We start from the raw sequence: 25,090 nt of genomic DNA, 5'->3' as shown, positions 1-25,090 counted from the left end.
GCAAACGCGCTCAGGACTTCTTCGGCAGGTCCGAGGGCGTGTACTGCTTGCGGTCGTTCTTCTTCGTCAGGTCGCAGCCGATCTGGCCGAGCCAGTAGGGCTGGATGGTCCCGTAGTCCTTGAGCACCTTCACCGCATGTTTGTCGTCGACCGAGATCAGCCGCATCTGGTGCGACACGTGCTGGCTCTTGGGATCGATGCAGATCTTGCCCTCGGCCGCCTCGATGCAGGCGTCGCCGGCGGCGATCACCTTGCGCAGGTCGGCCAGCTTGGTCGACTTGGCCTTCTCGACCAGGGTCTTGTACATGTAGAGCGTGTTGTAGGCGTTGTAGCCCATGTCGTTGATGTAGGGCTCGTTCGGGAACTTGGCGTGCCAGCGCTTCTTGAACTCGGTGGCCGCGGGCGTGTCGATCTCCTCGAACCAGTTGGCCGTGGCGTGCATGCGGTTGAGCGCAGGCGGCGCGAAGCGCTTGTGCTCGAAGCCCAGCATCACCTTCACCGACGAGCCCATCGGCAGGTTCAGCTTGGCGGCCGCGGCCTGCTCGAAGAAGGAGTCCTGCGCCGCGCCCACGTTGAGCATCAGCAGCCAGTCGGGCTTGGCCTTCTGGATGTTCTGGATCGTCTGCGCGAACTGCGACACGCCCAGCGGGATGAACTCCTCGCCCACCACGGTGCCGCCCAGGTCCTTGAGGATGGTCCGGTTCCACTCGGCGGAGATCTGGCCGAAGTTGTAGTCGGCCGCCACCACGTAGACCTTCTTGCCGAAGGTCTGGACCATGTAGGGGATCAGCGTGGAGAACTGCTGCTCGGGCACCGCGCCCATGCTGATCATGTTGGCGTCGCACACGCCGCCCTCGTACTGGTTGGTATAGAAGTACGGCGTCTGCGTGCGGTCGACGATCGGGCGCACCGCCTCGCGCGAGGCCGAGGTGATGCCGCCGATCAGCAGGTCGACCTTGTCCTTGCTCAGGAGGCGCCGCGTGAACTCCTGGTAGCGCGCGTTGTCGCCCTGCGGATCGAGATGGATCAGCTCGATCTGCCGGCCCATGATGCCGCCGGCCTTGTTGATCTCCTCCACGGCCAGCAGCGAGCCGTTGAGCTTGGGCTTGCCGAGCACGGCGAGGTCGCCCGAGACGTCTTCCATCAGGCCGATCTTCAGCGGATCGGCGGCCATTGCCGAGGTGGCCAGCGCCAGCGTGCAGCCCAGGGAGAGAAGCGCATTGCGTAGTGTCATGGTGGTGCTTTCGAGGGAAGAGAAAAAGAACGAGGGAAGAACGAGGGAGAGCGAGGAAACGGGAAGCCCGCGGCGCTCAGAGCGCGGGATGGCGGCGGTGCCAGTCGGTGAGCTGCTGGAAGGCCGCGCCGGCGCGCACCAGCAGCGCCTCGTCGAAGTGGCGCGACACGAACTGGAAGGCCACCGGCATGCCCGCGGGCGTGAAGCCGCCGGGCAGCGTGATCGTGGGGCTGCCGGTCATGTCGAAGGGGCAGGTGTAGCGCAGCATCGCGGCCATCAGCTCGGCGTCTACACCCATCTGCGCCATGCGCTCCATGGTCGGCGAGGCGATGCCTGTGGCCGGGATCAGCAGCAGGTCGATGTCCTCGAACATCGCGCGCACGCGGCCGCTGAAGTCGTGGCGGTGCAGCACGATCTTCTGGTAGTCGGTGCCGCTTTGCGCCAGGCCCAGCTCGATCAGGCCGGCCACGGCCGGGCCGTACATCTCCTTGCGTGCCGGATAGGTCTTCTCGTGCACCACCGCGGCCTCGATGCCGCACAGCGGGAACCAGTCGGCCAGCGCCTGCGCCGGATCGGGAAAGCGCACCTCGCGCAGTTCGCCGCCCAGCGTCTTCACCGCGGCGACGGCTGCATCGAAGACCTCGCGCGTCGGCGCGTCCACGCCCTCGGTGGCCCAGCGCATGTCGATGCCCACGCGCAGCCCGGCCAGGCCCTTGCCGATGTCGGCCAGGTAGTCGGGCACCGGCAGCAGGCTGGCGGTGGGATCGTTCGCGTCGGCGCCAGCGATGACGCCGAGCATCGCGCCGGCATCGGCGGCGCTGCGCGTCATCGGGCCGATGTGGTCGAGCGTGGCGGCGAGCTCGAAGGCGCCATGGCGGCTCACGCGGCCCCAGGTCGGCTTCAGGCCCGTGAGGCCGTTGGCGGCCGAGGGAAAGCGGATCGATCCTCCCGTGTCGGTGCCCAGCGAGCCGTAGCACAGGCCCGCGGCGGTGGCCACGCCCGAGCCGCTGGAGGACACGCCCGGCCAGTGCGCCGCGTTCCACGGATTGACCGGCGGCGACACGCTCGGATGGTGGTCGGCATAGGCGCTCTCGGTGAGCTGCAGCTTGCCGAGGATCGGCGCGCCGGCCTCGCGCAGCTTGCGCACCACGGTGCCGTCGACCTCGGGCACGAAGTCCTGGTAGAGCGTCATGCCGGCGGCCGTGGGCACGCCCGCGGTCCAGCACAGGTCCTTGACCGCCACCGGCACGCCGTGCAGCGGGCCGCGCGATTCGCCGCGCGCGATCTCGGCGTCGGCGCGCTTGGCCTCGGCCAGCGCCGAGTCGGCCATCACGCGCACATAGCTGCGCAGGCCGCCGTCGACCTGCCCGATGCGGTCGAGCTGGGCCTGCGTGACCTCGACGCTCGAGAGTTCCTTCGACTGGATCAGGCGGCCGACTTCGAGCAGTTCGAGGTAGTGCAGATCGGTGTTCGGCATGGTGTGGAGGCTCCGTTCGTTGTGGATGGAAAAGGGGTCGGCCTGTAGGAAGACGCCGACGTCGAAGGTATAGAAGCACCGCCTTCGCGGCTTGGCTCGCAGCGCCATCGCGATGTGCTGGCGCGGCCAGTCGGTGGGTGGGTTGGCGCTTTCAGGCCAGCGCGGGCGCGCGGCGGTGGAAATCGGTGGCCTGCTGGAACGCATGGCCCGCGCGCAGCAGCGCGGCCTCGGCGAAGGGCCGGCCGATCAGCTGCATGCCGATCGGCAGGCCGTCGGGATCGAAGCCGCAGGGCACGTTGAGCGAGGGCAGCCCCGTGAGGCTGGCCACGCCGGTGAACTGCATGATCGCGGACAGCATGTCCTCGGGCCGACCCGGCTCGATCTCCACGCTGGTTTCGCCGATGCGTGTGGCCGCGAAGGGCAGCGAGGGACAGACGAACACGTCGACGCGGCGGAAGGCCTCGAGGAACTCGGCGCGCAGCAGCGCGCGGTAGCGCTGCGCCTGCAGGTAGTGGGTGGCCAGCAGCATCTCGCCGGCCTCGAGCAGGGTGCGCACGTCGTCGCCGTAGTCGCCGGGCCGCTCGCGCAGGTTGCGCTGGTGGTAGGCGCTGGGCTCGGCCGACTCGATGGTGAGCTGGGCCGAGATGTTGCCGTGGATGTGGCCGATGTCGACCTCGACCACCTGCGCGCCCAGTTCGACGAAGGCCGCGAGCGCCGCCTTCACTGCGTCGTGCACGGGTGCCTGCAGGTGCTCGAAGAAGTAGCCCGGCACGATGCCGATGCGCAGGTGGCGGCAGCCGCCCTCGAGGTCCTGCAGGTAGTCGTCCACAGCGCGCGGCGCGCTGGCCGCGTCCTTCGGATCGAAGCCCGCGATGGCGCCGAACATCAGCGCGCAGTCCTCCACGCTGCGGGCCATCGGGCCCACCGTGTCCATGCTCCAGGCCAGCGGGATCACGCCGTGGTTGCTGACCCGGCCATAGGTGGGCCGCAGCCCGACGATGCCGTTGATGGCCGAGGGCAGCCGGATCGAGCCGCCGGTGTCGGTGCCGATGGCGCCGAAGCACAGGCGCGCGGCCACCGCCACGGCCGAGCCGCCGCTGGAGCCGGCCGGGAAGCGATCGGTGTCCCAGGGGTTGCGCACCGCGCCGTAGTGCGGGTTGGCCGAGGTGCCGCCCCAGGCGAACTCGTGCATGTTGGTCTTGCCGATGAACAGCGCGCCGGCCTGGCGCAACCGCGTGGCGACAGTGGCGTCGGCCTCGGGCACCCAGTCGGCCAGCAGCTTGCTGCCGGCCGTGGTGCGGCTGCCGCGCAGCGCGACGTTGTCCTTGAGCGCCAGCGGCAAGCCATGCAGCGGGCCGAGCTCGTGGCCCGCTGCCGACAGCATCTCGGCCGCGCGCGCGACCTGCAGCGCCTGTTCCTCGAACACGGTGATGAAGGACCTGAGCACGCCGTCGTGGGCACGGATGCGCGCGAGCGAGGCCTCGACCAGCTCCACCGGCGAGACCTTGCGCGCGCGCACCAGGCGCGCGGCTTCGGCGAGGCCCAGGTTCGCGATGTCGTTCATCGAAGTACCTCCGTGCTTCGCACTGCGGTGCGAGCTTGCTTGGGGCGGCCCGGCGCGGCGCTCATGCCCCCTCCTCCGGCAGCTCGTGCGCATGCGTGAAGGCCGTGACCGGCATCAGCGCCTGCCGCGCGGGATCGCTCATCTGCGCGCTGAGCGCATTGGCGGCGGGGATCCAGGCCTGCAGCACGGCATCGACTGCGGCCAGCCGCTCGGGGCTCAGGTCGAGGCCGGCGCAGCGCGCCAGCGCGGCGGTGTCGATCGCCGGCGGGGTACCGGATGGATCGGAGGTGGAGGAAGGCATCGTCGTTTCCTTGCGTGAAGCGCCCGTCTGGGGGCTGGCTTCACGATAGGCAACGACGCGGTTCGCGGCTTGGCTGCGCCTGCCATCGCGATGGGCTGGAACCGCCAGCCGCGGCGGACGGCCGTGCTCAGTGGCGGCGCAGCAGGGTCTGCGGCGTCACGCCGTAGGCCTTCTTGAACACGCGGCAGAAATGCGAGAGGTCGCTGAAGCCGTGCTGGAACGCGGCCTGCGTGACCTGCCGCACCCGGCCTTCGCTGAGCGCCGCATGGCTGGCCTCGAGCCGCTGCTTCCACAGGTGCTGGATCGGCGTGCTGCCGTACTCGGCGAACACGCGCGCCAGCGTGCGCGCCGACACGTGCTGCGCCGCGGCGATCTGCTCCACGTCGAGCTCGCAGTCGTCGAGGTGCGCGGCGATGTACTCGCGCGTGCGCTGGTAGAGCTGGGCATGCGAGGACAGCGCGGCCTCGGCGCCGTCGCTCTGCACCTGCAGCACGGCCGAGAGCATGTCGAGCATCGAGCCCGCGAGGCTGGCCTCCATGGCCTCGCTGCCCGAGAGCTCGAGGCTCGCCGCCTCGCGGATCATGTGGCCGAGCAGCCGCGCCGTGGGATGGCCCTCGGCCAGGTGCATCGCCGTGAGGTTGTGGGCCTCGGGAAAGCGGCACAGCAGTTGCCGGCGCGGAATGCGAACCAGCAGCGTGGACTCGGGCGCGAGGTCGAAGCTGAAGGGCCGCGCGGCGTCGTAGAGCACGATGTCGCCGTTGCGCTGCACCACTTCCCGCCCCGACTGCGAGAGCACGCCGTGGCCCGACACCATCAGGCTCAGCATGAAGTCCTCGTTGGGACCGCTGCGCAGGTGCTGGGCATCGCGCTCCCAGACATGGCGCGGCGACGACATCTCGGCCAGCGCGAGCTTGCCGAGCGAGCGCAACCTGAAGCGCGCGTTGAAATGCTGGCGGTCGGGCACCACGCTCTTGGCCGGGATCAGGTGCTGGCACACCACGTCGCTCCAGTACGCAAAGCGCTGGGCGTCGTCGACCGTGTCGGTGGAGTAGTCGAGGTGCATGCTGCGAGCGAAGGGTTGGAAACCATCTCGCGATGGCCATCGCAACGCCTCAAGCAACATCCATGCCCTTGCCGAGGCCTGCCCGCGCACTCTAGCGTGCGGGCCCCGCTTCCCTCTGAGGGCTGACCCGTAGTCTCCGCGTGTTCAGCCGCGGCCCAGCGCCTTGTCCACGCCCTTGTTGGCCAGCATGTCGGCGCGCTCGTTGCCCGGGTCGCCCGAATGGCCCTTGACCCAGCGCCACTCGATGGCGTGGCCGCCCTCCTGCACCAGCTTGTCCAGCCGCTGCCAGAGTTCGACGTTCTTCACCGGCTGCTTGGTCGAGGTGAGCCAGCCCTTGGCCTTCCAGCCGCGGATCCACTCGGTGATGCCCTGGCGCACGTACTGGCTGTCGAGGTAGAGCGTGACCTTGCAGGGCCGCTTGAGCGCGGCCAGGCCCTCGATCACGGCCGTGAGCTCCATGCGGTTGTTGGTGGTGTTCAGCTCGCCGCCGAACAGCTCCTTCTCGGTGGCGCCCGACTTGAGCCAGGCGCCCCAGCCCCCGGGGCCGGGATTGCCCTTGCAGGCACCATCGGTGTAGATCACGACTTCGTTCAAGCTCTCTGTTCCTTCATTTCTTCACTGTCGATATTCATTCACGTCATTCGCCGTCGGCGCGGCGTCCCTGCCGGTGCACCTTGCCCGCGATCGGCACCGGCGCCGTGGCGCGGGCGCTGGCGCGGCGCCATTCGGGGCTCAAGAGGCGCATGCCGCGCACGCGCTTGACCGCCACCAGGAAGTAGGCCGCGCCGAAGATCGGCCACCAGCGCTCGCCGGCCACGTCCATCCAGCGGCTGCGCTCGAGCCAGGCCTCGCTGCGCGCGGACGGCCGGTAGACGCCGAAGCGGCCCGACTCGACCTCGAAGCTCAGCAGGCGCAGCCAGTCGCGCATGCGCCAGTAGCCGATGAACTCGCCGCCCTCGGGCAGGAAGAGTTCGCCGAAGCCCAGGCGCCGGTACAGGTGCGCGCGGCGCTGCCGCATGCCCCAGAGGCTGGTCGGGTTGAGCCCGCAGATCACCACCCGGCCCTCGGGCACCAGCACCCGCTCGACCTCGCGCAGGGTGGCGTGCGGATCGGGGCTGAGCTCGAGCGCATGCGGCAGCACAACCAGGTCCAGGCTGTTGGCCGCGAACGGCAGCGCCGCGAAATCGGTCAGCAGCACGGCCTGCGGCGCATGCGCGAGGTGCGCCGGGTCGTCGAGCGCCAGCCAGCGGTGGGGCATGCGGTTGGCGCGCAGGCCCTCGACCTGGGCGGCCCCGAGCTGCAGCGCGTGGTAGCCGAAAACGTCGGCCACGGCCTGGTCGAACTGGGCTTGTTCCCAGGCGAGAAGGTAGCGTCCGGGGGGGGTCGCGAACCACTCCTGCAAACCTATAATTTGACCGCTCATGACCCTCGTTCCGCTGCCCGCCTTCGCCGACAACTACATCTGGATGCTGCAGGACGGGTCCAACGCGATCGTGGTGGACCCGGGCGATGCCCGGCCGGTGCTCGACGCACTGGCAAGCGGCAAGCTGCAACTGGCCGCGATTCTAGTCACGCACCATCACGCCGATCACACGGGCGGCGTGGCCGAGCTGCGCGCCGCCACCGGCGCCGCGGTGTGGGGTCCCAGGCACGAGCGCATCCCCGAGCCCTATGCCCCGCTGGTGCAGGGCGACCGGGCCGAGGCGCTGGGCCTGCGCTTCGAGGTGATCGACGTGCCGGGCCACACGGCCGGCCACATCGCCTACTTCCTGCCGGCCGCCGAGGGCCGTGCGCCGCTGCTGTTCTGCGGCGACACCCTGTTCTCGGGCGGGTGCGGGCGCCTGTTCGAGGGCACGCCCGCGCAGATGCTGGCCTCGCTCGACGCGCTCGCCGCGCTGCCCGGCGACACCCGCGTATGCTGCGCCCACGAATACACACTTTCTAACCTGCGCTTCGCCCAGGCGGTGGAACCCGGCAACACCGACCTGACTCAGTACCGGGCGCATTGCGAAAGCCTGCGCGCCCAGGGCGAGCCCACGCTGCCATCGCAGCTGGCCCTCGAACGCCGGATCAACCCCTTTCTTCGCAGCCGCGAAGCCACTGTCCTTCGAGCGGTGCGCGCGCATGCCGAGCTGTCCCCCGACGCGGGCGAAGCCGACGTGTTCGCGGCGCTGCGCCAATGGAAAAACGACTTCCGATGAAACTCACCGCTGCCGCCTGCCTTGCAGGCATCCTGTTGCTCGCCGGCTGCGCGGGCACCGGCACCCCCTCTTCCTCGTCTTCCTCCCCTTCCCCCTCCTCTCCCCCCGCCGGCGGCGCCGCCGCCAGCCGGGCCGCGCCCATCTACCCGAGCGGCCAGCTCGCCCCGATCGCCAGCAGCGAGGCGCGTTCGCAGAGCGTGGTCACGCTGGCCCCGCCGGCCGACATGTGGGACCGCATCCGCCGCGGCTTCAAGATGCCCGACCTCGACAGCGACCTGGTGCGCGACCGCGAGCAGTGGTATGCGAGCCGGCCCGACTACATCCAGCGCATGACCGAGCGCTCGAACAAGTACATCTTCCACATCGTCGAGGAACTCGAGCGGCGCAACATGCCCACCGAGCTGGCGCTGCTGCCCTACATCGAGAGCGCCTTCAACCCGCAGGCCGTGTCGAGCGCGCGCGCCGCCGGCATGTGGCAGTTCATGCCGGCCACCGGCACCGACTTCGACCTCAAGCAGAACATCTTCCGCGACGACCGCCGCGACGTGGTCGCCTCCACGCGCGCCGCGCTCGACTACCTGCAGAAGCTCTACAACATGTTCGGCGACTGGCAGCTCGCGCTGGCCGCCTACAACTGGGGCGAAGGCAGCGTGAGCCGCGCCATCGCCAAGAACCAGCGCCTGGGCCTGCCCACCACCTACAGCGACCTCACGATGCCGGCCGAGACCCGCATGTACGTGCCCAAGCTGCAGGCGGTGAAGAACATCGTGGCCAACCCGCAGGCCTTCAACGCCGAGCTGCCGGTGATCGCCAACCACCCCTACTTCCAGACCGTGCCGCTCACGCGCGACCTCGACGTGGAACTGGCCGCCAAGCTCGCCGACGTACGCATCGAGGACTTCCGCGCGCTCAACCCGGCGGCCCACAAGCCGGTGCTGATCGCCGCCGGCACCTCCGAGATCCTGCTGCCCTGGGACAACGCCGCCGTGTTCCAGCGCAACTTCGACGCCTACACGCAGGGCCAGTACGCGAGCTGGACCGCCTGGGTCGTGCCCAACACCATGACCGTGGCCGATGCCGCGCAGCGCGCCGGCATGAGCGAGTCGGACCTGCGCGCGCTCAACAACGTGCCGCCGCGCATGCTGATCAAGGCCGGCTCCACGCTGATCGTGCCGCGCGGCGCGCGCGTCAAGGAGGACGTGGCGGCGGTGGTGGCCGACAGCGGCCACCTGAGCTTCCAGCCCGAGATCGTCACGCGCCGCACCACCGTCAAGGCCGGGCGCAGCGACAACGTGGCGAGCATCGCGCGGCGCTACAACCTGCGGCCCGCGAACGTCGCCGAGTGGAACGACGTCAAGCCCAACCATGCCTTCAAGCGCGGCATCAGCGTGGTGGTCTACCTGCCGGTGCGCGCAGCCCCGGCCGCGCGCGTCGGCAGCGGTGCCGGTCCGCGCGCCCGCCCGGTCGCGCAGGTCAAGCGCGGCAGCAACGTGAGCAAGGTGCCGGCCAGCGCGCCCAGCAAGCAGGTGGTGCGCGAGAAGCGCGGCGGCACGCCCTCGAAGAAGAAGCGCTGAAGAAGCGCCGAGATGGCGGCACGACCGGCGCAACACCTTTCGCGGCGCCGGCCACGAATAACGAGATCAGGAGGGCCATGACATGGCAGTGGAAGGAAGTGCGGGCGATCTCGTCAAGGTCGTCACGCTGTTGGGTGCCGCGGTGGTCGCGGTGCCCCTGTTCAAGCGCATCGGGCTCGGCTCGGTGCTGGGCTACCTGGCCGCGGGGCTGGCCATCGGCCCGTTCGGCTTCGGCCTCTTCACCGATCCCCAGACCATCCTGCACACGGCCGAGCTCGGCGTCGTGATGTTCCTGTTCGTGATCGGCCTCGAGATGCGGCCCTCGCACCTGTGGAGCATGCGGCGCGACATCTTCGGCCTCGGCAGCCTGCAGGTGGTGGTCTGCGGCATCCTGCTGACCGGCGTGGGCATGGCCTTCGGCTTCCCGCTCGCCGTGTCCTTCGTCTGCGCGATGGGCTTCGTGCTGACCTCCACCGCCATCGTGATGCAGCTGCTCGGGGAACGCGGCGACATCGCGGCGCCGCGCGGCCAGAAGATCGTCGCCGTGCTGCTGTTCGAGGACCTGCTGATCGTGCCGCTGCTGGCCATCGTGGCCTTCATCGCGCCGCCCGACGCCACGCAGCACGTGGTCGAGGCCGGCTCGCGCTGGATCGGCGTGGGCATCGCGCTGGCCGCCCTCGCGGCGCTGGTGGCCGCCGGCATCTGGCTGCTGAACCCGCTGTTCCGCGTGCTCGCCAACTCGAAGGCGCGCGAGGTCATGACCGCCGCCGCGCTGCTGGTGGTGCTGGGCGCCGCGCTGCTGATGCAACTCGGTGGCCTTTCGATGGCCATGGGCGCCTTCATCGCGGGCGTGCTGCTGTCCGAATCCACCTTCCGCCACCAGCTCGAGGCCGACATCGAGCCCTTCCGCGGCCTGCTGCTCGGGCTGTTCTTCATCGGCGTGGGCATGTCGCTCGACCTCGCGGTGGTGGCGCGCAACTGGCAGCTGATCCTGGCCGGCGTGCTGTCGATGATGGTGGTGAAGTCGCTGTGCATCTACGCGGTGGCGCGGCTCGCGAAGAGCTCGCGCACCGACGCGCTCGACCGCGCGGTGCTGATGGCCCAGGGCGGCGAGTTCGCCTTCGTGCTGTTCTCCTCGGCGCTCGCCGCGGGCGTCATCAGCCCGGTGGTCAACGCCAACATGACGGCGGTGGTGGTGCTCTCGATGGCGCTCACGCCGCTGGTGGTGCTCGCGCACCGCCGCTTCGCGCCGGCCGTGGCCGAGTCGATGGACGGCATCGACAAGGCCGAGGACCTGGTCGGCAACGTGCTGGTGATCGGCTTCGGCCGCTTCGGCCAGATCGCGATCCAGGGCGCGCTGGCGCGCGGCGCCTCGATCGCGATCATCGACACCGACACCCAGGTGATCCGCGATGCCGCCCTGTTCGGCTTCAAGGTCTACTACGGCGACGGCTCGCGCGCCGACGTGCTGCATGCCGCCGGCGCCCACAGCGCGCGCGTCATCATGGTCTGCGTGAACGACAAGGCCGCCACCACGCGCATCGTCGAGCTGCTCAAGGCCGAGTTCCCGCATGCGCAGCTGCTGGTGCGCGCCTACGACCGCGAGCACATGCTCGAGATCGGCAAGCTCAACGTCGACTTCCAGATCCGCGAGACCTTCGAATCGGCGATGGCCTTCGGCCGCCAGGGCGTGCTGGCGCTAGGCGCCTCCGACACCGAGGCCGACGAGGTGATCGACGAGCTGCGGCGGCGCGACGCGGAGCGCCTGGTGCTCGAGATGGCCGGCGGCATCTTCGCGGGCCGCGCGCTGGTGCAGGTCAACACCGAGGCGCACGGCAAGAACGCCTGAGCGCGCCCGAGCTCGTTCTCGGGCCGCCGCGCGGTTCAGAGCTTCTCGGTCTCGCCGCTGCGCGGCTGCCACTTCATGAGCCGCTTCTCGATCAGGCCCACCAGCGCGTCGAGCGCGAGCGCGAAAGCCGTCAGCACCACGATGCCCGCGAACACGGTGTTGACGTCGAAGGTGCCCTCGGCCTGCAGGATCAGGTAGCCGACGCCGCGCGCCGAGCCCAGGTACTCGCCCACCACCGCGCCCACGAAGGCCAGGCCCACCGAGGTGTGCAGGCTCGAGAACACCCAGCTGGTGGCGCTCGGCAGGTAGACGGTGCGCAGCAGCTGGCGCTGGTTGGCGCCCAGCATGCGCGCATTGGCCAGCACCACCGGACTCACCTCGCGCACGCCCTGGTAGACGTTGAAGAACACGATGAAGAACACCAGCGTGACCGCCAGCGCCACCTTGCTCCAGATGCCGAGCCCGAACCACAGCGCGAAGATCGGCGCGAGGATCACGCGCGGCATCGAGTTGGCGGCCTTGATGTAGGGGTCGAGGATCAGGCTCGCGGTGGGCGCGAGCGCGAGCCACAGGCCGCAGCCCAGGCCCAGCACGGTGCCGATGCCGAAGGCCAGCACGGTCTCGAGCAGCGTGGTGCCCAGGTGCAGGTAGATGTCGGCATTGCCCTTGAGCCCGTCGGGGAACAGCGGGTTCGCCGGCACCTCGAAGGGCAGGAACCAACTCCAGATGCGCCCAGCCACCTGGATCGGTTCGCCGAGGAAGAAGGCCACCTGCTGGTTGCGCGAGGCCAGGTGCCAGCCCACGAGGATCACCACCAGCAGCACCAGCTGCCAGAAGCGCGCGTTGCGTTCGTTGAGGGCCAGGCGCGACATCATGCGGCCTTCTTCAGTTGCTGCGCGTAGCCCTTGAGCACCTCGTCGCGCAGCACCTCCCAGATCTGGGTGTGCAGCTCGACGAAGCGCGGCTGGGTGCGCACCTCGGCCACGTCGCGCGGGCGCGGCAGGTCGATCTCGAACTCGCCGATCGGATGGGTGGCGGGCCCGGCCGAGAGCACCACCACGCGGTCGCTCATCGCGATGGCCTCGTCGAGGTCATGGGTGATGAACAGCACGGCCTTCTTCTTCGCACTCCAGAGATCGAGCACCTCGTTCTCCATCAATTGCCGGGTCTGGATGTCGAGCGCGCTGAAGGGCTCGTCCATCAGGATGATGTCGGGGTCGAGCACCAGCGTCTGCGCCAGCGCCACGCGCTTGCGCATGCCGCCCGAGAGCTGGTGCGGATAGCGGTCGCCGAAGCCCGAGAGGCCCACGCGCGCGAGCCAGGCCTCGGCCTCGCGGCGCGCTTCGGCATCAGGCACGCCGCGGTACTGCAGTCCCACCATCACGTTGTCGATGGCGCTGCGCCACGGCATCAGCGCCTCGGTCTGGAACATGTAGCCCGCGCGCGCGTTGATGCCCGCGAGCGGCTGGCCGAATACCTTGACCGTGCCGGACGAGGGCTGCAGCAGCCCCGCGCCGATGTTGAGCAGGGTCGACTTGCCGCAGCCCGTGGGACCGACCACCGACACGAACTCGCCGGCGCGCACGCGCAAGGTGGTGTCGGCCACCGCGGTATAGCGCTGGCCGGGGTCGTCCTTCGAATGGAAGATGCAGCTGATCGAGAGGAGTTCGAGTGCGTGGTCGGACATGGCGGAACTGGATGGCTGGCGGGCGATGCGCGTCCCCCAGAAAAAACCCGGCCGAAGCCGGGTCGCGGGACATCGAGGTCAGGCCTTGAACCTGTCCTTCGCTCGCCGTGCGAAATCGTTGGTGTAGGTTTTCGCCAGGTCGATCTTGTCGGCCTTGACGGAGGTGTCGAAGCTCGCGATCGCCGCCAGCGCGGTCTTGGGTCCCTCGGACGGCACGATGCCGTCGGGCGCGATCGATTCGCGCACCTTGTCGAACGAGGCGAGGTAGAGCGCGCGGTCGCCGAGCAGGTAGGTCTCGGGCACGGTCTTGATGATGTCGCCCGGGCCCGCGGTCTGCAGCCACTTGAGGCCGTGCACGATCGCGTTGGCCAGCGCCTGGCAGGTGTTGGGGTTCTTCTGCACGAAGTCGACCGGCGCGTAGAGGCAGGCGGCCGGCATCGGCCCGCCGAACACCTGCTGCGTGCCCTTGAGCGTGCGCGTGTCGCTGATGATCTTCACGTCGCCCTTCTGCTCGAGCATGGTCATCACCGGGTCGGTGTTGCTGATGGCGTCGATCTGGCCCGAGCGCAGCGCGGTGAGCGCGCCGGCGGCGACGCCGACGCCGATGTAGCTCACGTCGCTGGCCTTGAGGCCGCCGCGCGAGAGCACGAGGTTGGCCACCATGTTGGTCGACGAGCCCGGCGCCGAGACGCCGATCTTCTTGCCCTTGAGGTCGGCGATGCCGGCATAGCTCGACATGTTCTTGGTCGACACGCCCATCGCGATCTGCGGCGCGCGGCCCTGCAGCACGAAGGCCTGGAAGAACTGGTTCTTGGCCTGCAGGTTGATGGTGTGCTCGTAGGCGCCCGAGCACACGTCGGCCGAGCCGCCGACCACCGCCTGCAGCGCGCGAGCGCCGCCCGCGAAGTCGGAGATCTCGACGTCGAGCCCCTCGGCCTTGAAGTAGCCGAGCTGCTCGGAGATGGTGAGTGGCAGGTAGTAGAACGCCGCCTTGCCGCCGACCGCGATCGAGATCTTGGTTTTCTCCAGCTTCGGCTGCGCAAACACCCGCGGCAACGCGATGGTGGCGGCGGCGATGGCCGAGGCGGAGATGAGGGTGCGGCGGTGAAGCATGGAACGTGGCCTGCGGCGGCTTGGGGTGGCTCTGGGATGCGTCGAAACTGAATCGAGCTTAGGGGCGCGCGCAGGGTCGCTGCATCGGGGTCATCCCGTGCGGGTTTTCACGTAAGCATGAAGGCCTCTCACAGAGTGAAAAAGGCCGGATTAGTCCGCGCTATTTCGCGAGGAACAGGATCGCGATGTTGACCACGAACGCAGCCGCCCAGACCGCGCTGCGCAGCGCCGGAATGCCCTTGATGTAGAGCGCGAGATAGGCCACGCGCAACAGCACGTAGGCGATCGCGAGGCGGTCGATCCATAGCTGCGCGGCGCCCAGTTGGTGCGCGATGAGCACCGCGCCGATGAAGAACGGCAGGCCTTCGAAGCTGTTGGCCTGCGCGGCATTGGCGCGCGCACGCCAGCCCGCCTGCCTGGCGGCCCAATCGCGCGGCTGCGCGTTGTCGCTGGGCCGGAACGCGCCGGCCTTGGCGATCCAGGCCGCGAGGTACGGCAGGCCGCAGGCGATGAAGACGCACCAGTAGGCGACGGTGAGCAGCGACAGGGTCATGGGTGTCTCCGGAATCTCTTGGATGCGCCGCGCAGCGGCGGTGGCCGCCGCGGGATCAGCGCCGGTCGACCAGCGCGTGCGCGATGGTGCCGAGGTCCACGTACTCGAGCTCGCTGCCCGCGGGCACGCCGCGCGCGAGCCGCGTGACCGTGAGACCGCGCTGGCGCAGCGCATCGCCGATGACGTGCGCCGTGGCCTCGCCCTCGGCCGTGAAGTTGGTCGCGAGGATCACCTCGGCCACGGTGCCGTCGAGCGCGCGCTCGAACAGCTTCTGCAGGCCGATGTCCTTGGGACCGATGCCGTCGAGCGGACTGAGCTTGCCCATCAGCACGAAGTAGTAGCCGCGGAAGGCATTGGTGCGCTCGAGCGCGGCCTGGTCGGCCGGCGTCTCGACCACGCAGAGCTTGGTCGCGTCGCGCCGCACGTCGAGGCAGACGTTGCACACCGGCATCTCGGTGAAGGTGTTGCAGCGCTCGCAATGGCGCACCTGCCCCGCCGCCTGCTGCAGGGCGCGTGCGAGCAGCTGCGCGCCCTCGCGGTCGTGCTGCAGCAGGTGGAAGGCCATGCGCGAGGCCGACTTGACGCCCACGCCCGGCAGGCGGCGCAGCGCATCGACGAGCGCGTCGAGGGAACCGGCGTCGGACACGTCAGCCTTGGTGGCGCAGCGGCATCAGAACGGCAGCTTCATGCCCGGGGGCAGGCCCGGCATGCCGGCGGTCAGCTTGCCCATCTTCTGCTCGCTGGTCTCCTCGGCCTTGCGCACGGCGGCATTGAAGGCGGCGGCCACGAGGTCCTCGAGCATGTCCTTGTCGTCGGCCAGCAGGCTCGGGTCGATGGTGATGCGCTTGACGTCGTGCTTGCAGGTCATCACGACCTTGACCAAGCCGGCGCCCGATTCGCCCTCGACCTCGATGTGGGCCAGTTCTTCCTGGGCCTTCTTGAGGTTGTCCTGCATTGCCTGCGCCTGCTTCATGAGGCCGGCCAGTTGTCCTTTGTTGAACATCGTTGGTCCTGTGGATCGGTTGGGTGGATGGAGAAGGATAAGAGATGGAAGCGCAGATGGCGGCGAAGCCTCGCCGCCGCAAGGGCCACGGCCGATTGTCGCCGCTGCGCGTGGCCCGCTGCGCTCAGGCCGGTTTGAGCGAGCCCGGGACGATCCTCGCGTCGAAGTCGCGCATCAGGGCCTGGATCTCGGGATCGCTGCGGATCGCCTCCTCGGCGATGCGCTGGCGCTCGTCGGCGGCGGCCTTGTTGCGGCGTGCCGGGCTGTCGACCACGCCGCCGACCTCGATCGCGAGCTTGACCTCGTGGCCGATCGCGGCCAGCGCGGCGATCAGCTTCTCGCGGCTCGAGGGCTGGTTGAGCGACTCGCGCTCGATGCGCAGCAGCCACTGGTCGGTGTCGCGCGCCACGAGCTGCGACTGCAGCGCCAGTTCGCGCGTGAGCGCGGCGATGCTCTCGGCCGCGATCAGCTGCGTGACAGTGGCGAACCAGAAGTCGCCCTCCTCGCTCGGCGGGATCGGCGCGGCCGGGGCCTGGGCGCCGTCGCGCGGCGTGTCGCGCGCGCCGGGCGGCGGCTGCACGCGCATCGGCACGGCGACCACCTGGGCGGGATCGGGCTCGGGGGCGTCCTCGGGCGGACGCGCCTCGGGCCGGCGCACGGGCTGGTCGACGACCGGCAGGCGGTGGCCCGCGGGCGCGTGGGCCGGCGGCTGCATGGGCGCGGCATCGGACACGGGCGCCGGACGCGGCGCCTCGGCCGACATGCTGCGCACCGGGATCGGCCGCGGCGGCTGCGCGGGGGCGGCAACGGGGGCCGGCGCCGCCGCCGGGGCTTCATTCAGAGTTTTTTTTTCCGCGGAGGCCGAGCCGGCCGCGTTCTGAGAAGGCTTGAACGCCAGCAGCCGCAGCAGCACCATCGTGAGCGCGGCGTATTCGTCGGGCGCGAGGCCGAGCTCGCCGCGGCCGTGCAGGCACAGGCTGTAGAGCAGTTGGGTCTCGTCGGCCGGCATCAGCAGCGCGAGCCGCGCGGTGTCGGCCGCGTCGGGATCGGTGGCGGACGTGGCGGCCTCGGCGCGCGAAGGCACGGCCTGCAGCACCGCCATGGCCTGCAGCACCGCCGTCATTTCCTCGAGCGTGGAAGCGGCCGACATGCCGTCGATGCGCAGCGCCTCGGAGGTCTCGACCACGGTCTTGCCGTCGCCCTGCGCGAGCGCCTCGATCAGGCGGAACACATGGCCGCGGTCGACGCTGCCGAGCATCTGGCGCACGCCGGCCTCGACCAGCTCGCCGTTGCCGAAGGCGATCGCCTGGTCGGTCAGCGAGAGCGCGTCGCGCATCGAGCCGCGCGCCGCGCGCGCGAGCAGGCGCAGCGCCTGCGGCTCGGCCGGCACCTGCTCGGTCTGCAGCACCGAGGTCAGGTGCTCGAGCACCGTCTCGGGCGCCATCGGGCGCAGGTTGAACTGCAGGCAGCGCGACAGCACCGTGACCGGCACCTTCTGCGGATCGGTGGTGGCCAGCACGAACTTGAGGTACTCGGGCGGCTCCTCGAGCGTCTTCAGCATCGCGTTGAACGCGGTGTTGGTCAGCATGTGCACTTCGTCGATCATGAAGACCTTGAAGCGGCCCTGCACCGGCTTGTAGACCGCCTGCTCGAGCAGCGACTGCACCTCGTCCACGCCGCGGTTCGAGGCCGCGTCGAGCTCGGTGTAGTCGACGAAGCGGCCGGCGTCGATGTCGCGGCAGGCCTGGCACACGCCGCAGGGCGTGGCGGTGATGCCGCCCTGCCCGTCCGGGCCCTGGCAGTTGAGCGACTTGGCCAGGATGCGCGAGACGGTGGTCTTGCCCACGCCGCGCGTGCCGGTGAACAGGTAGGCGTGATGCAGGCGCTGGGTGGTGAGCGCGTTCTCGAGCGCCTGCACCACGTGCCCCTGACCGACCATCTCAGCGAAGGTTTTCGGACGGAACTTGCGGGCGAGCACGATATAGGACATTGCGCCCATTCTAAAAGCCGCGAAGGGGGCCTTCGGCGTCCGCCTCTTCGATGTTTCTCATCGATCGATTCACCGCCCCGACGAAGGGGGCAACGCGAGCGAGGTTAGAATCGCCGCTGACGGGCCTCCCTGCATGGTGAAGTGGCCAACCGGGTCAGGTGGGGAACCAAGCAGCCCTAACTGCGTAGTCAGTGCCAGGGGTAAGGCTCGTCAACTTCTTCAGCGCTTTCGTTTCGGCTCGAAACGGGAGCCGCGCCAACCGCTCCTCGTTCCATCGATCACGGCCTGGGTCTCACGCAAGACCCAGCCGCGCAAGCACGCCGCGCGCGGCCGCGACGCCGCTGGCCATCGAGGCCGTGAGCAGGTAGCCGCCGGTCGGCGCTTCCCAGTCGAGCATCTCCCCCGCCACGAACACGCCGGGCAGCGCGCTCGCCATCAGCTGCGCATCGAGCGCCTCGAAGCGCACGCCGCCCGCGGTGCTGATCGCCTCGTCGACCGGGCGCGCGGCCAGCAGCCGCAGCGGCACGGCCTTGATCGCCTGCGCGAGCTGCAGCGGATCGTGCATCGCCTCGCGGCTCAGCACCTCGTAGAGCACGCCGGCCTTGATGCCCTCGAGGCCGAGCCGGCTCTTGAGATGGCTGCCGAGCGAACGCGCGCCGCGCGGATGTTTGACCGCGGCCAGCACCTGCTCGGCGCTGCGGTCGGGCAGCAGGTCGAGCAGCAATGTGGCGCTGCCGTTCGCGGCGATCTCGTCGCGCAGCAGGGCCGAGACGGCATAGACCAAGCTGCCCTCGATGCCGCCCGCCGTGGCGACGAACTCACCCTTGCGCGCGAACTGCCGGCCGCGGCTGTCGGTGAACGACACGGCCACCGACTTGAAGGGCTGGCCCGCGAAACGCTCCGAGAAATGCGCGCTCCAGCCGCTGCCGTCGAAGCCGCAGTTGGCAGGCTGCAGGTCCGCCACCGCCACGCCCTGCGCCTGCAGCCGCGGCGCCCAGGCACCATCGGAACCGAGCCGCGCCCAGCTCGCGCCGCCGAGCGCGAGCACCACCGCGTCGGCCGAGGCCTCGACCTCGCCCGCGGGCGTGTCGAAGCGCAGCACGCCGGGCGAGACCGCGGCATCGCCAATCCAGCGGTGTCGCATGTGGAACTGCACGCCGGCCTCGCGCAGCCGGTGCAGCCAGGCACGCAGCAGCGGCGCGGCCTTCATGTCGGTGGGAAACACGCGGCCCGAGCTGCCGACGAAGGTCCCGATGCCCAGGCCCGCGGCCCATTCGCGCAGTTGCGCGGGACCGAAGGCCGCGAGCATCGGCTCGAGTTCGGCGCGGCGTTCGCCGAAGCGGCCCACGAAGGCCTCGAAGGGCTCGGAGTGCGTGAGGTTGAGCCCGCCGCGCCCCGCGAGCAGGAACTTGCGCCCCACCGAGGGCATGGCGTCGTAGAGGTGCACGTTCGCACCGGCCGCGGATAGGATTTCCGCCGCCATCAGGCCGGCGGGGCCGCCGCCGATCACGGCGACGGTGGGAGAAGAGGTCATTCGAGGTTCACCAGTTCGCCCTGCCCGGTCAGGAACGCGGCGCGTACCGTGGCACCGGGATGGGCCTGCTGCACGGCCGCGCGGTAGCGCTGCATCTGTGCGATGAGCGCGGCATCGCGCTCGGGCCTTGCGGCCGATTTGTAGTCGAGGATCCACCAGGTGCCGCTGGCGCGCTCGCGCACCAGCCGGTCGATGCGCAGCGTGTCGCCTTCGTGCACCAGCGTGACCTCGTTGCCGTGCCAGTCGATCCGCTCGAGGTCCCAGGCCCAGGCACCCGCGCCGGCGCGGATGCGCGCGGCCAGCGCCGCGGCGCCGCGCGCCTGCTGCGCGTCGAGCAGGAACTCCTGCGCCGCCGCGCGCACATGGGCCGCGGCCAAGGGCTCGCCGGGCACCGACCATTCGAGCAAGCGATGCATCGCCTGGCCGAAGGCCGCGGCGCGCGCGTCGAGGGTGGCCGCCTTTTCCTTGCGCACGACGGGTACCGGCGGCGTCGCGGAAGCGAACGCCGGCAGCTCGTGGATCGCGAAGACGGCCTGCGCTTGCGCCACGATCGGAGCCACCAGCGGCTCGTCGGCATCGACGGTCTCGCAGGCCTCGGCCAGCCGCGCCCACCAGCTGCCTTCGTTGGCGCGCGCGGGGCGCACCGACGACAGGACCAGCCGCGCGCGGGCGCGCGTGGTCGCGACATAGAGGCCGTTGAGCTCCTCGCGGTGGCGCGCGCGCTGCTCGTCGAGCAGCAGCGATGCCGCGCAGGCCGGCGGCGTCTTCTCGCTCGCGAGGAAGACGAAGCGCGTCGGCACGCGGTCGCCGCCCTTCCACTCGACCAGCACGCCCATGGTCTGGGCGCGCGGCGGCGGCGCGTCGCAGTCGAGCATCAGCACAGTGTCGGCCTCGAGCCCCTTGGCGCCGTGCACCGTCAGCAACTGCACCGCCTCGGGCGCGGCCACCGACGGGGCGCGGACGCCGCCGGCGCGCAGCGCGCGCACCAGCGCATAGGGCGTGACGAAGCGCGCGCCGTCGATGTCGAGCGACGCGGCCAGCAGGCCGCGCAGGTTGGCCAGCGCGCCCTGGCGCAGCGCGGCGGGCACGGCCGCGCCGAACTTCGCGAGCACGTCGCCGTCGTGGAAGATCGCGTCGAGCGCATCGTGCGGCGGCAGCGTGGCCAACCAGCGCTGCCAGCGCTTGAGACGCGGCGCGGCCTCGGCCAGCGCGGCCGGCAGGTCCTCGCCGGTCTGCAGCAGCCGGAACCAGCTCCAGCCCGGCAGCGCGCGCTGACGCAGCGCCAACTGCACAAGGTCGTCGTCGCCGATGCCGAACAGCGGCGACTTGAGCGCGCGCGCCAGCGAGAGATCGTGCGCGGGCGAGACCAGCGCGTCGATCAGCGCCACCATGTCCTGCACCTCGGGCGCATCGTGCAGCTCGTTCTTCTCGGGCTGCTGCACCGGGATGTGGCGCTGGCGCAGCGCGTCCTGCATCGCGGCGAGCCGGCTGCGGCGGCGCGACAGCACCATGATCTGGCGCGGCGGCGTGCCGTCGGCGATCAGTTGCGCGATCCAGCGCGCGGCCTGCTCGCACTCCTTCTGCAGCAGCTGCTCCTCGGGCAGCACGCGCGGCGTGACCAGGCTGTCGCGCCAGTGCAGCATGCCGTCGTCGGCCGGAGCCGCCTCGGCCGCGGCCTCGGCGGCATCGCGCTCGATGGCCGGCAGCTTCAGCAGCGCGCCCTCGTCGCTGCGCTCGGTGGTGTGGGCACGGAAGCCGTCGAACTCGCCGGCCTCCTGCGCGGCCAGCATGGCCTGGTTGACCAGGCCCACGACGGCGCGCGCATTGCGGTGCGTGTGGTCGCAGTTGAGCAGCTCGCCGCCGAGGCCCTCGCGCACGAACTTCTTCGCGGCGATGAAGACCTGCGGCTCGGCGCGGCGGAAGCGGTAGATGCTCTGCTTCGGATCGCCCACGACGAACACGCGCGGCGCGCTGCCGCCCGCGCCCACGTAGGCGCTGAGCCAGCCGTAGAGCGCCTGCCACTGCAGCGGGTTGGTGTCCTGGAACTCGTCGATCAAGAGGTGTGCGATGCGCGCATCGAGCCGCTCCTGCACCCAGCCCGAGAGCGCCGACTGGCCCAGCAGCAGTTGCGCGGCCTGCTCGACGTCGTTCATGTCGACCCAGCCATGGGCCCGCTTGACGCCCGCGAAGGCATCGATCAGCAGGCGCGTGAGCCGCGTCATGCGCTGCTGGTAGAGCCAGGCCGCGTGCTGGGCCTGCGCGGCGCACAGCAGCTGCAGCTCGACCTCGGCCTCCTGCGCGGCCGGGTACTTCTGCAGGTTCTTGTTGAGCCGGTCTTCGGTCGCGACGAAGAAGCTCTTGCGCAGCAGCGCGAGCGCCGCCGGCAGCGCGGACTCGGCCGGCTCGCCGGTGCCGAAGATGTCGATGACGGCCTCGGCCGCCTTCTGCGGCGTCTTGTTGGTCTCGCGGCCGAGCGCGGCGGCGCGGTCGAGCCAGCGCCGGCGCACGGCCTCGCCGCGCAGCGCGTCGGTCGGCGTGTCGAAGCCGGCCAGCGCCGGATGCAGGTCGGCGAAATGCCGCACCGCCTCGGCCGGTTCGGCGAGCGAGAACTCCACGCGCCGCGTGAGCGCCTCGCCGAGCGCCTTGGCGGTCTGCGAGCGGCCGTAGGTGGCGACCACCGCGTAGTAGTCGGCCAGCGCGTCGGGGTCGGCCGTCACGGCCTCGAAGAACGGACGCCAGGTGCGCGAGCGCGCCTCGGCATCGTCCTCGAGCAGTTCGTAGTTCGACGGCAGGCCGAGCTCGCGCAGCACCGCCAGCGGCGCATTGCGCAACAGGCCCGCGAACCAGGCGTGGAAGGTGCGGAACTGCACCGGCCGGCCGCCTTCGAGCAGGTGCCGGTACAGGCCCTTCAGGCGCGGCGCGGCGGCCAGCGCCTCGACCGGCGGCATGCCGCGCATCACCAGTTCCTTGACCAGCTCTTCAGGCTCGCGCTCGGCGAAGGCCTCGAGCCACTGGTCGAGCCGCTCGCGCATCTCGCCGGCGGCCTTCTTGGTGAAGGTGATGGCGAGGATCTCGTGCGGCTGGCAGGCATTGGCGCCATCGTCGAGCAGCGCGCGCACGATGCGCGACACCAGCATCCAGGTCTTGCCCGCGCCCGCGCAGGCCTCGACCGCCACCGAGCGCCGCGGATCGCAGGCGACGGTGTAGAAGGCCTCGCGCGGCACGCGCTGGCCGTTGTGTTCGTAGGCGGCGCCGTTCATGGCGTGCTCCCCTGCAGCACGGCGGCGCCGGCATCGTCGCTCCAGAAATCCTTGCGGCACAGGCCGCGCGCGGTGCAGTGCTCGCACACCGTGCCCTCGCCCAGCGGCGGCAGCGGCGTGCCTTCGGCGATGCGCCGGAAGTCGTCGAGGATGCCGGCCACCAGCGCATCGCGCGCCTGCACCACCACCGGCTGCTCCACCGTCTGCGTGCCCGAGGACTTCTCGCCCACGTTGACGTAGGCCGCGCGCAGCGTGTCGTCGGCCACCAGCGCGGCATAGAAGGCGAGCTGCGTGTCCTCGGTCGGTTCCTTCACGCGCTCCTTGGTCACGGCCGAGGACTCGGTCTTGTAGTCGATCACGAAGGGCTGGCCATCGGGCATGCGGTCGATGCGGTCGAGCCGGCCCACCAGCTGCAGCGCGCCCAGCGGCTGTTCCTTCCAGGGTTCCGACTCGACGAAGATCGCGCCCGCGGCCTCGTGGCCCGCTAGCCAGTCGAGGTAGCCATCGCGCACCGCGGGCCAGGCCGCGGCGAAGGGCAGGAACTCGGCGTCCGACAGGCCGTACTCGCGCGTGGCGCGCACGGCAGCGTCCTCGATGAAGCGCAGGCGCTCGCCGGCGTCGCGCGTGGGCGTCTGCTGCAGCGTCTCGTGGAAATGGCCGAGCACCGCATGCAGCCAGTTACCGAAGTCGCGCTTGTCGACCTCGGCATCGAGCTCGTCGGCGCTGCGCAGGCCGAGCTGGCGCAGCGCGAAGAAGCGATAGGGACAGCGGCGCAGGTCCTCGTAGACGCTGGTCGACACGTTGCGCAGCGGCAGCAGCGCGCCCGAGGGCGTCGGATAGAGGGTGGGACGCACGGGCACTTCGCGCCGCGTGCGCGGATCGTCGGTGAACGCGAGCGCATGGTCGAGCTCGAGGCCCTGCACCAGCGGGCTGGGCCGCACGGGCTCGCCGCTGGCATCGGCGCTGCGCCACAGCAGTTCGCACCAGGGATTGCACAGGGCCGCGTTCCAGGCCGCGCGCTGCGCCGCCTCGAGCGCCTCGCGCGAAGGCAGGCCGAGCTCGAGCCGCTGCGCGGCGCTCCAGTTGCCGGGCGGCTCGGGCGATGCCGGCAGGCGGCGGTCGTCGCAGCCCGGGATCACGATCGCGCCGAAGGCCCGGCCCAGCAGCTGGTGCAAGGGCAGCACGATCACCTGCGGTATCTCGCCATTGACGGGCGGCACGAAGCTCGCGTCCTCGAGCACGTCGCGCACCCAGGCCGTGAACTCGGACAGCGTGTGACGGCCGCCTGGAAAAGCCTCGTCGTCGCCGTGCGCGCCGGCATCGAGCCACAGTGCCGAGATCACCTTGCCGCCCGCGAGGTCGGCCTCGAGCGGCTCCCACTGGCCGGCCGCCTCGAGCAGCGCGCGCAATGCGACCAGCCATTCGGCCAGCGGGCGCGCCCGCGCCATCGGCGCGCGGCGGGCCTCGATCTCGTTCGTGAAGGGCATCAGCGCGACGTCCTGCGGCTTCTCGCTGTGCGCGGCCTGCGCGCACCAGGCCGACCAGTCGCGCACGCCCTCGCGCCGCAATCTCGACTCGAGTCCCTGCACCGCGAGTGCATCGCCGTCGTCGCCGCTCTTGAGCCAGTCGAGCACCTGGTCGCTGCCGGCGTCGTGCGCGCAGGCGCGCAGCGCGCTCATCAGCATGGCGGCCGCGCGCGTGGTCGAGAGCTTCCAGCCGGTCTCGTCCTGCGCCGTGACGCCCTGCCCCTTGAGCCGCGCGCCGATGCGGCGCGTGAGCGCGCGGTCGGTGGCGACCAGCGCAACCGGGCTGCGGCCCTCGGCCAGGTGGCGCAGCGCACAGGCCGCGGCGAGCTCGGCCTCGTCCTCGGGATCGATCGCGACATGGGCCGCGGACTGCCCGAGTGGCGCGATGGCCGGCACCAGCGACAGGCGAACGGCGCGCTCGCCCCACAGGCTGCACAGGGTCTGCGTCAAGGGGTCGGTCTGGAAGCCCTCGAGCACGATCAGCACGTCGATCTGCGCACGCGCGGGCTCGCGCAGCAGCACGTCGGTGGCATAGCTCGCGTTCGCGGCCCAGGCGACCGCGATACGGATCAGCGCGCTCTCGATGCGGAACCACTCCGACTCGCTGCCCGCATCGGCCACGCCCGCGGCGCGCTCGGCCCAGGCACTGCCGCGCTCCTCGGGCGCGACCGCGGCCGCGAGCGGCGCGAGCTGGTAGGCCAGCTCGACCACGCGGCCCGCGAGCGCGAAGCGTTCGGCGCCGAAGCCGGTCTGCGAGAGCAGGCCCTGCGCGGTCACGAGGTCGCGCGCCATGTCGAAGGCGATGTCGTAGCCCGAAGGGACGAAGCCGCCCGCGCTGCGCGCCCAGTTGCGCGTGGTCTCGAAGCGCGGCACGAAGCCCGGCGAGCCGCAGCGCGCCCACATGGCCTGCGCCACGCCCATGAGCTGCGCATAGGGCACCAGCACCATCGTGCGCGCCGCATGCGCCTGGCGTTCGGCGAGCACGCGCACGATGCGCGCGACCACACCATCGGCAGGGTCGCACCACAGGGCCTGGACGGGATGGCCTTCGTTCATGTTCTGTCGCGGGGGATTCGGTAGCGGGGCCGGGTCGCGACGAGGGCTCTGGCTATCGGCGCCATAGCCTTCGTGCATGCCACGTCACCCCTTGGTTTCTGTCAC

Annotated in this window: 20 protein-coding genes and 1 other RNA gene; 4 read left to right on the top strand and 17 right to left on the bottom strand. The window is 70.6% G+C overall.

Annotated features, from left to right (window positions below; all coding sequences use genetic code 11):
- Positions 1-10 precede the first annotated feature (10 nt).
- From R0232_RS14565 to R0232_RS14535, 7 genes are all read right to left on the bottom strand, one after another.
- A complete protein-coding gene (locus R0232_RS14565; RefSeq protein ID WP_431512541.1) occupies positions 11-1,234 on the bottom strand; it encodes an urea ABC transporter substrate-binding protein in 1,224 nt (407 codons plus the stop codon).
- Between the two features lie 76 nt (positions 1,235-1,310).
- Positions 1,311-2,711: an amidase gene (locus tag R0232_RS14560; protein ID WP_431512540.1), complete on the bottom strand. Its 1,401-nt coding sequence runs from the start codon at positions 2,709-2,711 to the stop codon at positions 1,311-1,313.
- 151 nt (positions 2,712-2,862) lie between these two features.
- The gene (locus R0232_RS14555; RefSeq protein WP_431512539.1) at positions 2,863-4,275 is read right to left on the bottom strand and encodes an amidase; all 1,413 of its coding nucleotides are present in this window, start codon (positions 4,273-4,275) and stop codon (positions 2,863-2,865) included.
- Positions 4,276-4,336: 61 nt separating this feature from the next.
- Positions 4,337-4,576, bottom strand: coding sequence for a hypothetical protein (locus R0232_RS14550; RefSeq protein ID WP_431512538.1), 240 nt, complete (start codon positions 4,574-4,576; stop codon positions 4,337-4,339).
- 127 nt (positions 4,577-4,703) lie between these two features.
- A complete protein-coding gene (locus R0232_RS14545; protein WP_177239264.1) occupies positions 4,704-5,639 on the bottom strand; it encodes a helix-turn-helix domain-containing protein in 936 nt (311 codons plus the stop codon).
- Positions 5,640-5,783: 144 nt separating this feature from the next.
- Positions 5,784-6,233 (bottom strand): ribonuclease HI, encoded by a 450-nt coding sequence (gene rnhA / locus R0232_RS14540; protein WP_398498285.1) that lies wholly within the window; start codon positions 6,231-6,233, stop codon positions 5,784-5,786.
- 43 nt (positions 6,234-6,276) lie between these two features.
- Positions 6,277-7,062 (bottom strand): class I SAM-dependent methyltransferase, encoded by a 786-nt coding sequence (locus R0232_RS14535; RefSeq protein WP_256222384.1) that lies wholly within the window; start codon positions 7,060-7,062, stop codon positions 6,277-6,279.
- On the opposite strand from R0232_RS14535, the gene gloB reads away from it, so the two are divergent.
- The 3 genes from gloB to R0232_RS14520 all read left to right on the top strand — a co-directional run bounded on the left by gloB (position 7,061) and on the right by R0232_RS14520 (position 11,263).
- Positions 7,061-7,840: a hydroxyacylglutathione hydrolase gene (gene gloB, locus R0232_RS14530; RefSeq protein WP_398498283.1), complete on the top strand. Its 780-nt coding sequence runs from the start codon at positions 7,061-7,063 to the stop codon at positions 7,838-7,840. The genes R0232_RS14535 and gloB overlap by 2 nt on opposite strands.
- Positions 7,837-9,414 carry a transglycosylase SLT domain-containing protein gene (locus R0232_RS14525; RefSeq protein WP_431512537.1) on the top strand — a complete coding sequence of 526 codons (1,578 nt, stop codon included), beginning with the start codon at positions 7,837-7,839 and terminating at the stop codon, positions 9,412-9,414. Before gloB ends, R0232_RS14525 begins: the two co-directional genes overlap by 4 nt.
- A gap of 82 nt (positions 9,415-9,496) precedes the next feature.
- Positions 9,497-11,263 (top strand): monovalent cation:proton antiporter-2 (CPA2) family protein, encoded by a 1,767-nt coding sequence (locus R0232_RS14520; protein WP_431512536.1) that lies wholly within the window; start codon positions 9,497-9,499, stop codon positions 11,261-11,263.
- Between the two features lie 35 nt (positions 11,264-11,298).
- On the opposite strand, the gene R0232_RS14515 is transcribed toward R0232_RS14520, so the two are convergent.
- The 7 genes from R0232_RS14515 to dnaX all read right to left on the bottom strand — a co-directional run bounded on the left by R0232_RS14515 (position 11,299) and on the right by dnaX (position 17,609).
- On the bottom strand, positions 11,299-12,138 hold the full coding sequence (locus R0232_RS14515; RefSeq protein WP_057594209.1) for an ABC transporter permease: 840 nt from the start codon (positions 12,136-12,138) through the stop codon (positions 11,299-11,301).
- Positions 12,135-12,950: an ABC transporter ATP-binding protein gene (locus R0232_RS14510; protein WP_093341331.1), complete on the bottom strand. Its 816-nt coding sequence runs from the start codon at positions 12,948-12,950 to the stop codon at positions 12,135-12,137. The genes R0232_RS14515 and R0232_RS14510 overlap by 4 nt, the downstream gene beginning before the upstream one ends.
- Before the next feature lie 78 nt (positions 12,951-13,028).
- A complete protein-coding gene (locus R0232_RS14505; protein WP_057594211.1) occupies positions 13,029-14,063 on the bottom strand; it encodes an ABC transporter substrate-binding protein in 1,035 nt (344 codons plus the stop codon).
- A 160-nt stretch (positions 14,064-14,223) separates the two neighbouring features.
- Complete coding sequence (locus R0232_RS14500) at positions 14,224-14,616, bottom strand: MAPEG family protein (protein WP_208513568.1); 393 nt, start codon at positions 14,614-14,616, stop codon at positions 14,224-14,226.
- Positions 14,617-14,671: 55 nt separating this feature from the next.
- Positions 14,672-15,262, bottom strand: coding sequence for a recombination mediator RecR (recR, locus tag R0232_RS14495; RefSeq protein ID WP_093341325.1), 591 nt, complete (start codon positions 15,260-15,262; stop codon positions 14,672-14,674).
- A 24-nt stretch (positions 15,263-15,286) separates the two neighbouring features.
- Positions 15,287-15,619: a YbaB/EbfC family nucleoid-associated protein gene (locus R0232_RS14490; protein WP_007836669.1), complete on the bottom strand. Its 333-nt coding sequence runs from the start codon at positions 15,617-15,619 to the stop codon at positions 15,287-15,289.
- A gap of 124 nt (positions 15,620-15,743) precedes the next feature.
- Positions 15,744-17,609, bottom strand: coding sequence for a DNA polymerase III subunit gamma/tau (dnaX, locus tag R0232_RS14485; RefSeq protein ID WP_431512535.1), 1,866 nt, complete (start codon positions 17,607-17,609; stop codon positions 15,744-15,746).
- Positions 17,610-17,727: 118 nt separating this feature from the next.
- On the opposite strand from dnaX, the gene ffs reads away from it, so the two are divergent.
- An RNA gene (gene ffs, locus R0232_RS14480) (signal recognition particle sRNA small type) lies at positions 17,728-17,824 on the top strand.
- A 77-nt stretch (positions 17,825-17,901) separates the two neighbouring features.
- Here ffs and R0232_RS14475 read toward each other — a convergent pair.
- Genes R0232_RS14475 through R0232_RS14465 form a run of 3 tightly spaced genes read right to left on the bottom strand, consistent with a single transcriptional unit; the run spans position 17,902 to position 24,985 of the window.
- Positions 17,902-19,143: a TIGR03862 family flavoprotein gene (locus R0232_RS14475; protein WP_431512534.1), complete on the bottom strand. Its 1,242-nt coding sequence runs from the start codon at positions 19,141-19,143 to the stop codon at positions 17,902-17,904.
- The gene (locus R0232_RS14470; RefSeq protein ID WP_431512533.1) at positions 19,140-22,403 is read right to left on the bottom strand and encodes a UvrD-helicase domain-containing protein; all 3,264 of its coding nucleotides are present in this window, start codon (positions 22,401-22,403) and stop codon (positions 19,140-19,142) included. The genes R0232_RS14475 and R0232_RS14470 overlap by 4 nt, the downstream gene beginning before the upstream one ends.
- Complete coding sequence (locus R0232_RS14465) at positions 22,400-24,985, bottom strand: PD-(D/E)XK nuclease family protein (RefSeq protein ID WP_431512532.1); 2,586 nt, start codon at positions 24,983-24,985, stop codon at positions 22,400-22,402. The genes R0232_RS14470 and R0232_RS14465 overlap by 4 nt, the downstream gene beginning before the upstream one ends.
- Positions 24,986-25,090: the final 105 nt, after the last annotated feature.

The organism is Variovorax sp. DAIF25 (assembly GCF_050711835.1).
Taxonomy (GTDB): Bacteria; Pseudomonadota; Gammaproteobacteria; order Burkholderiales; family Burkholderiaceae_C; genus Variovorax.
Note: the sequence above shows the minus strand (reverse complement) of the source record. Positions and strands in the feature narration are given on the sequence as shown.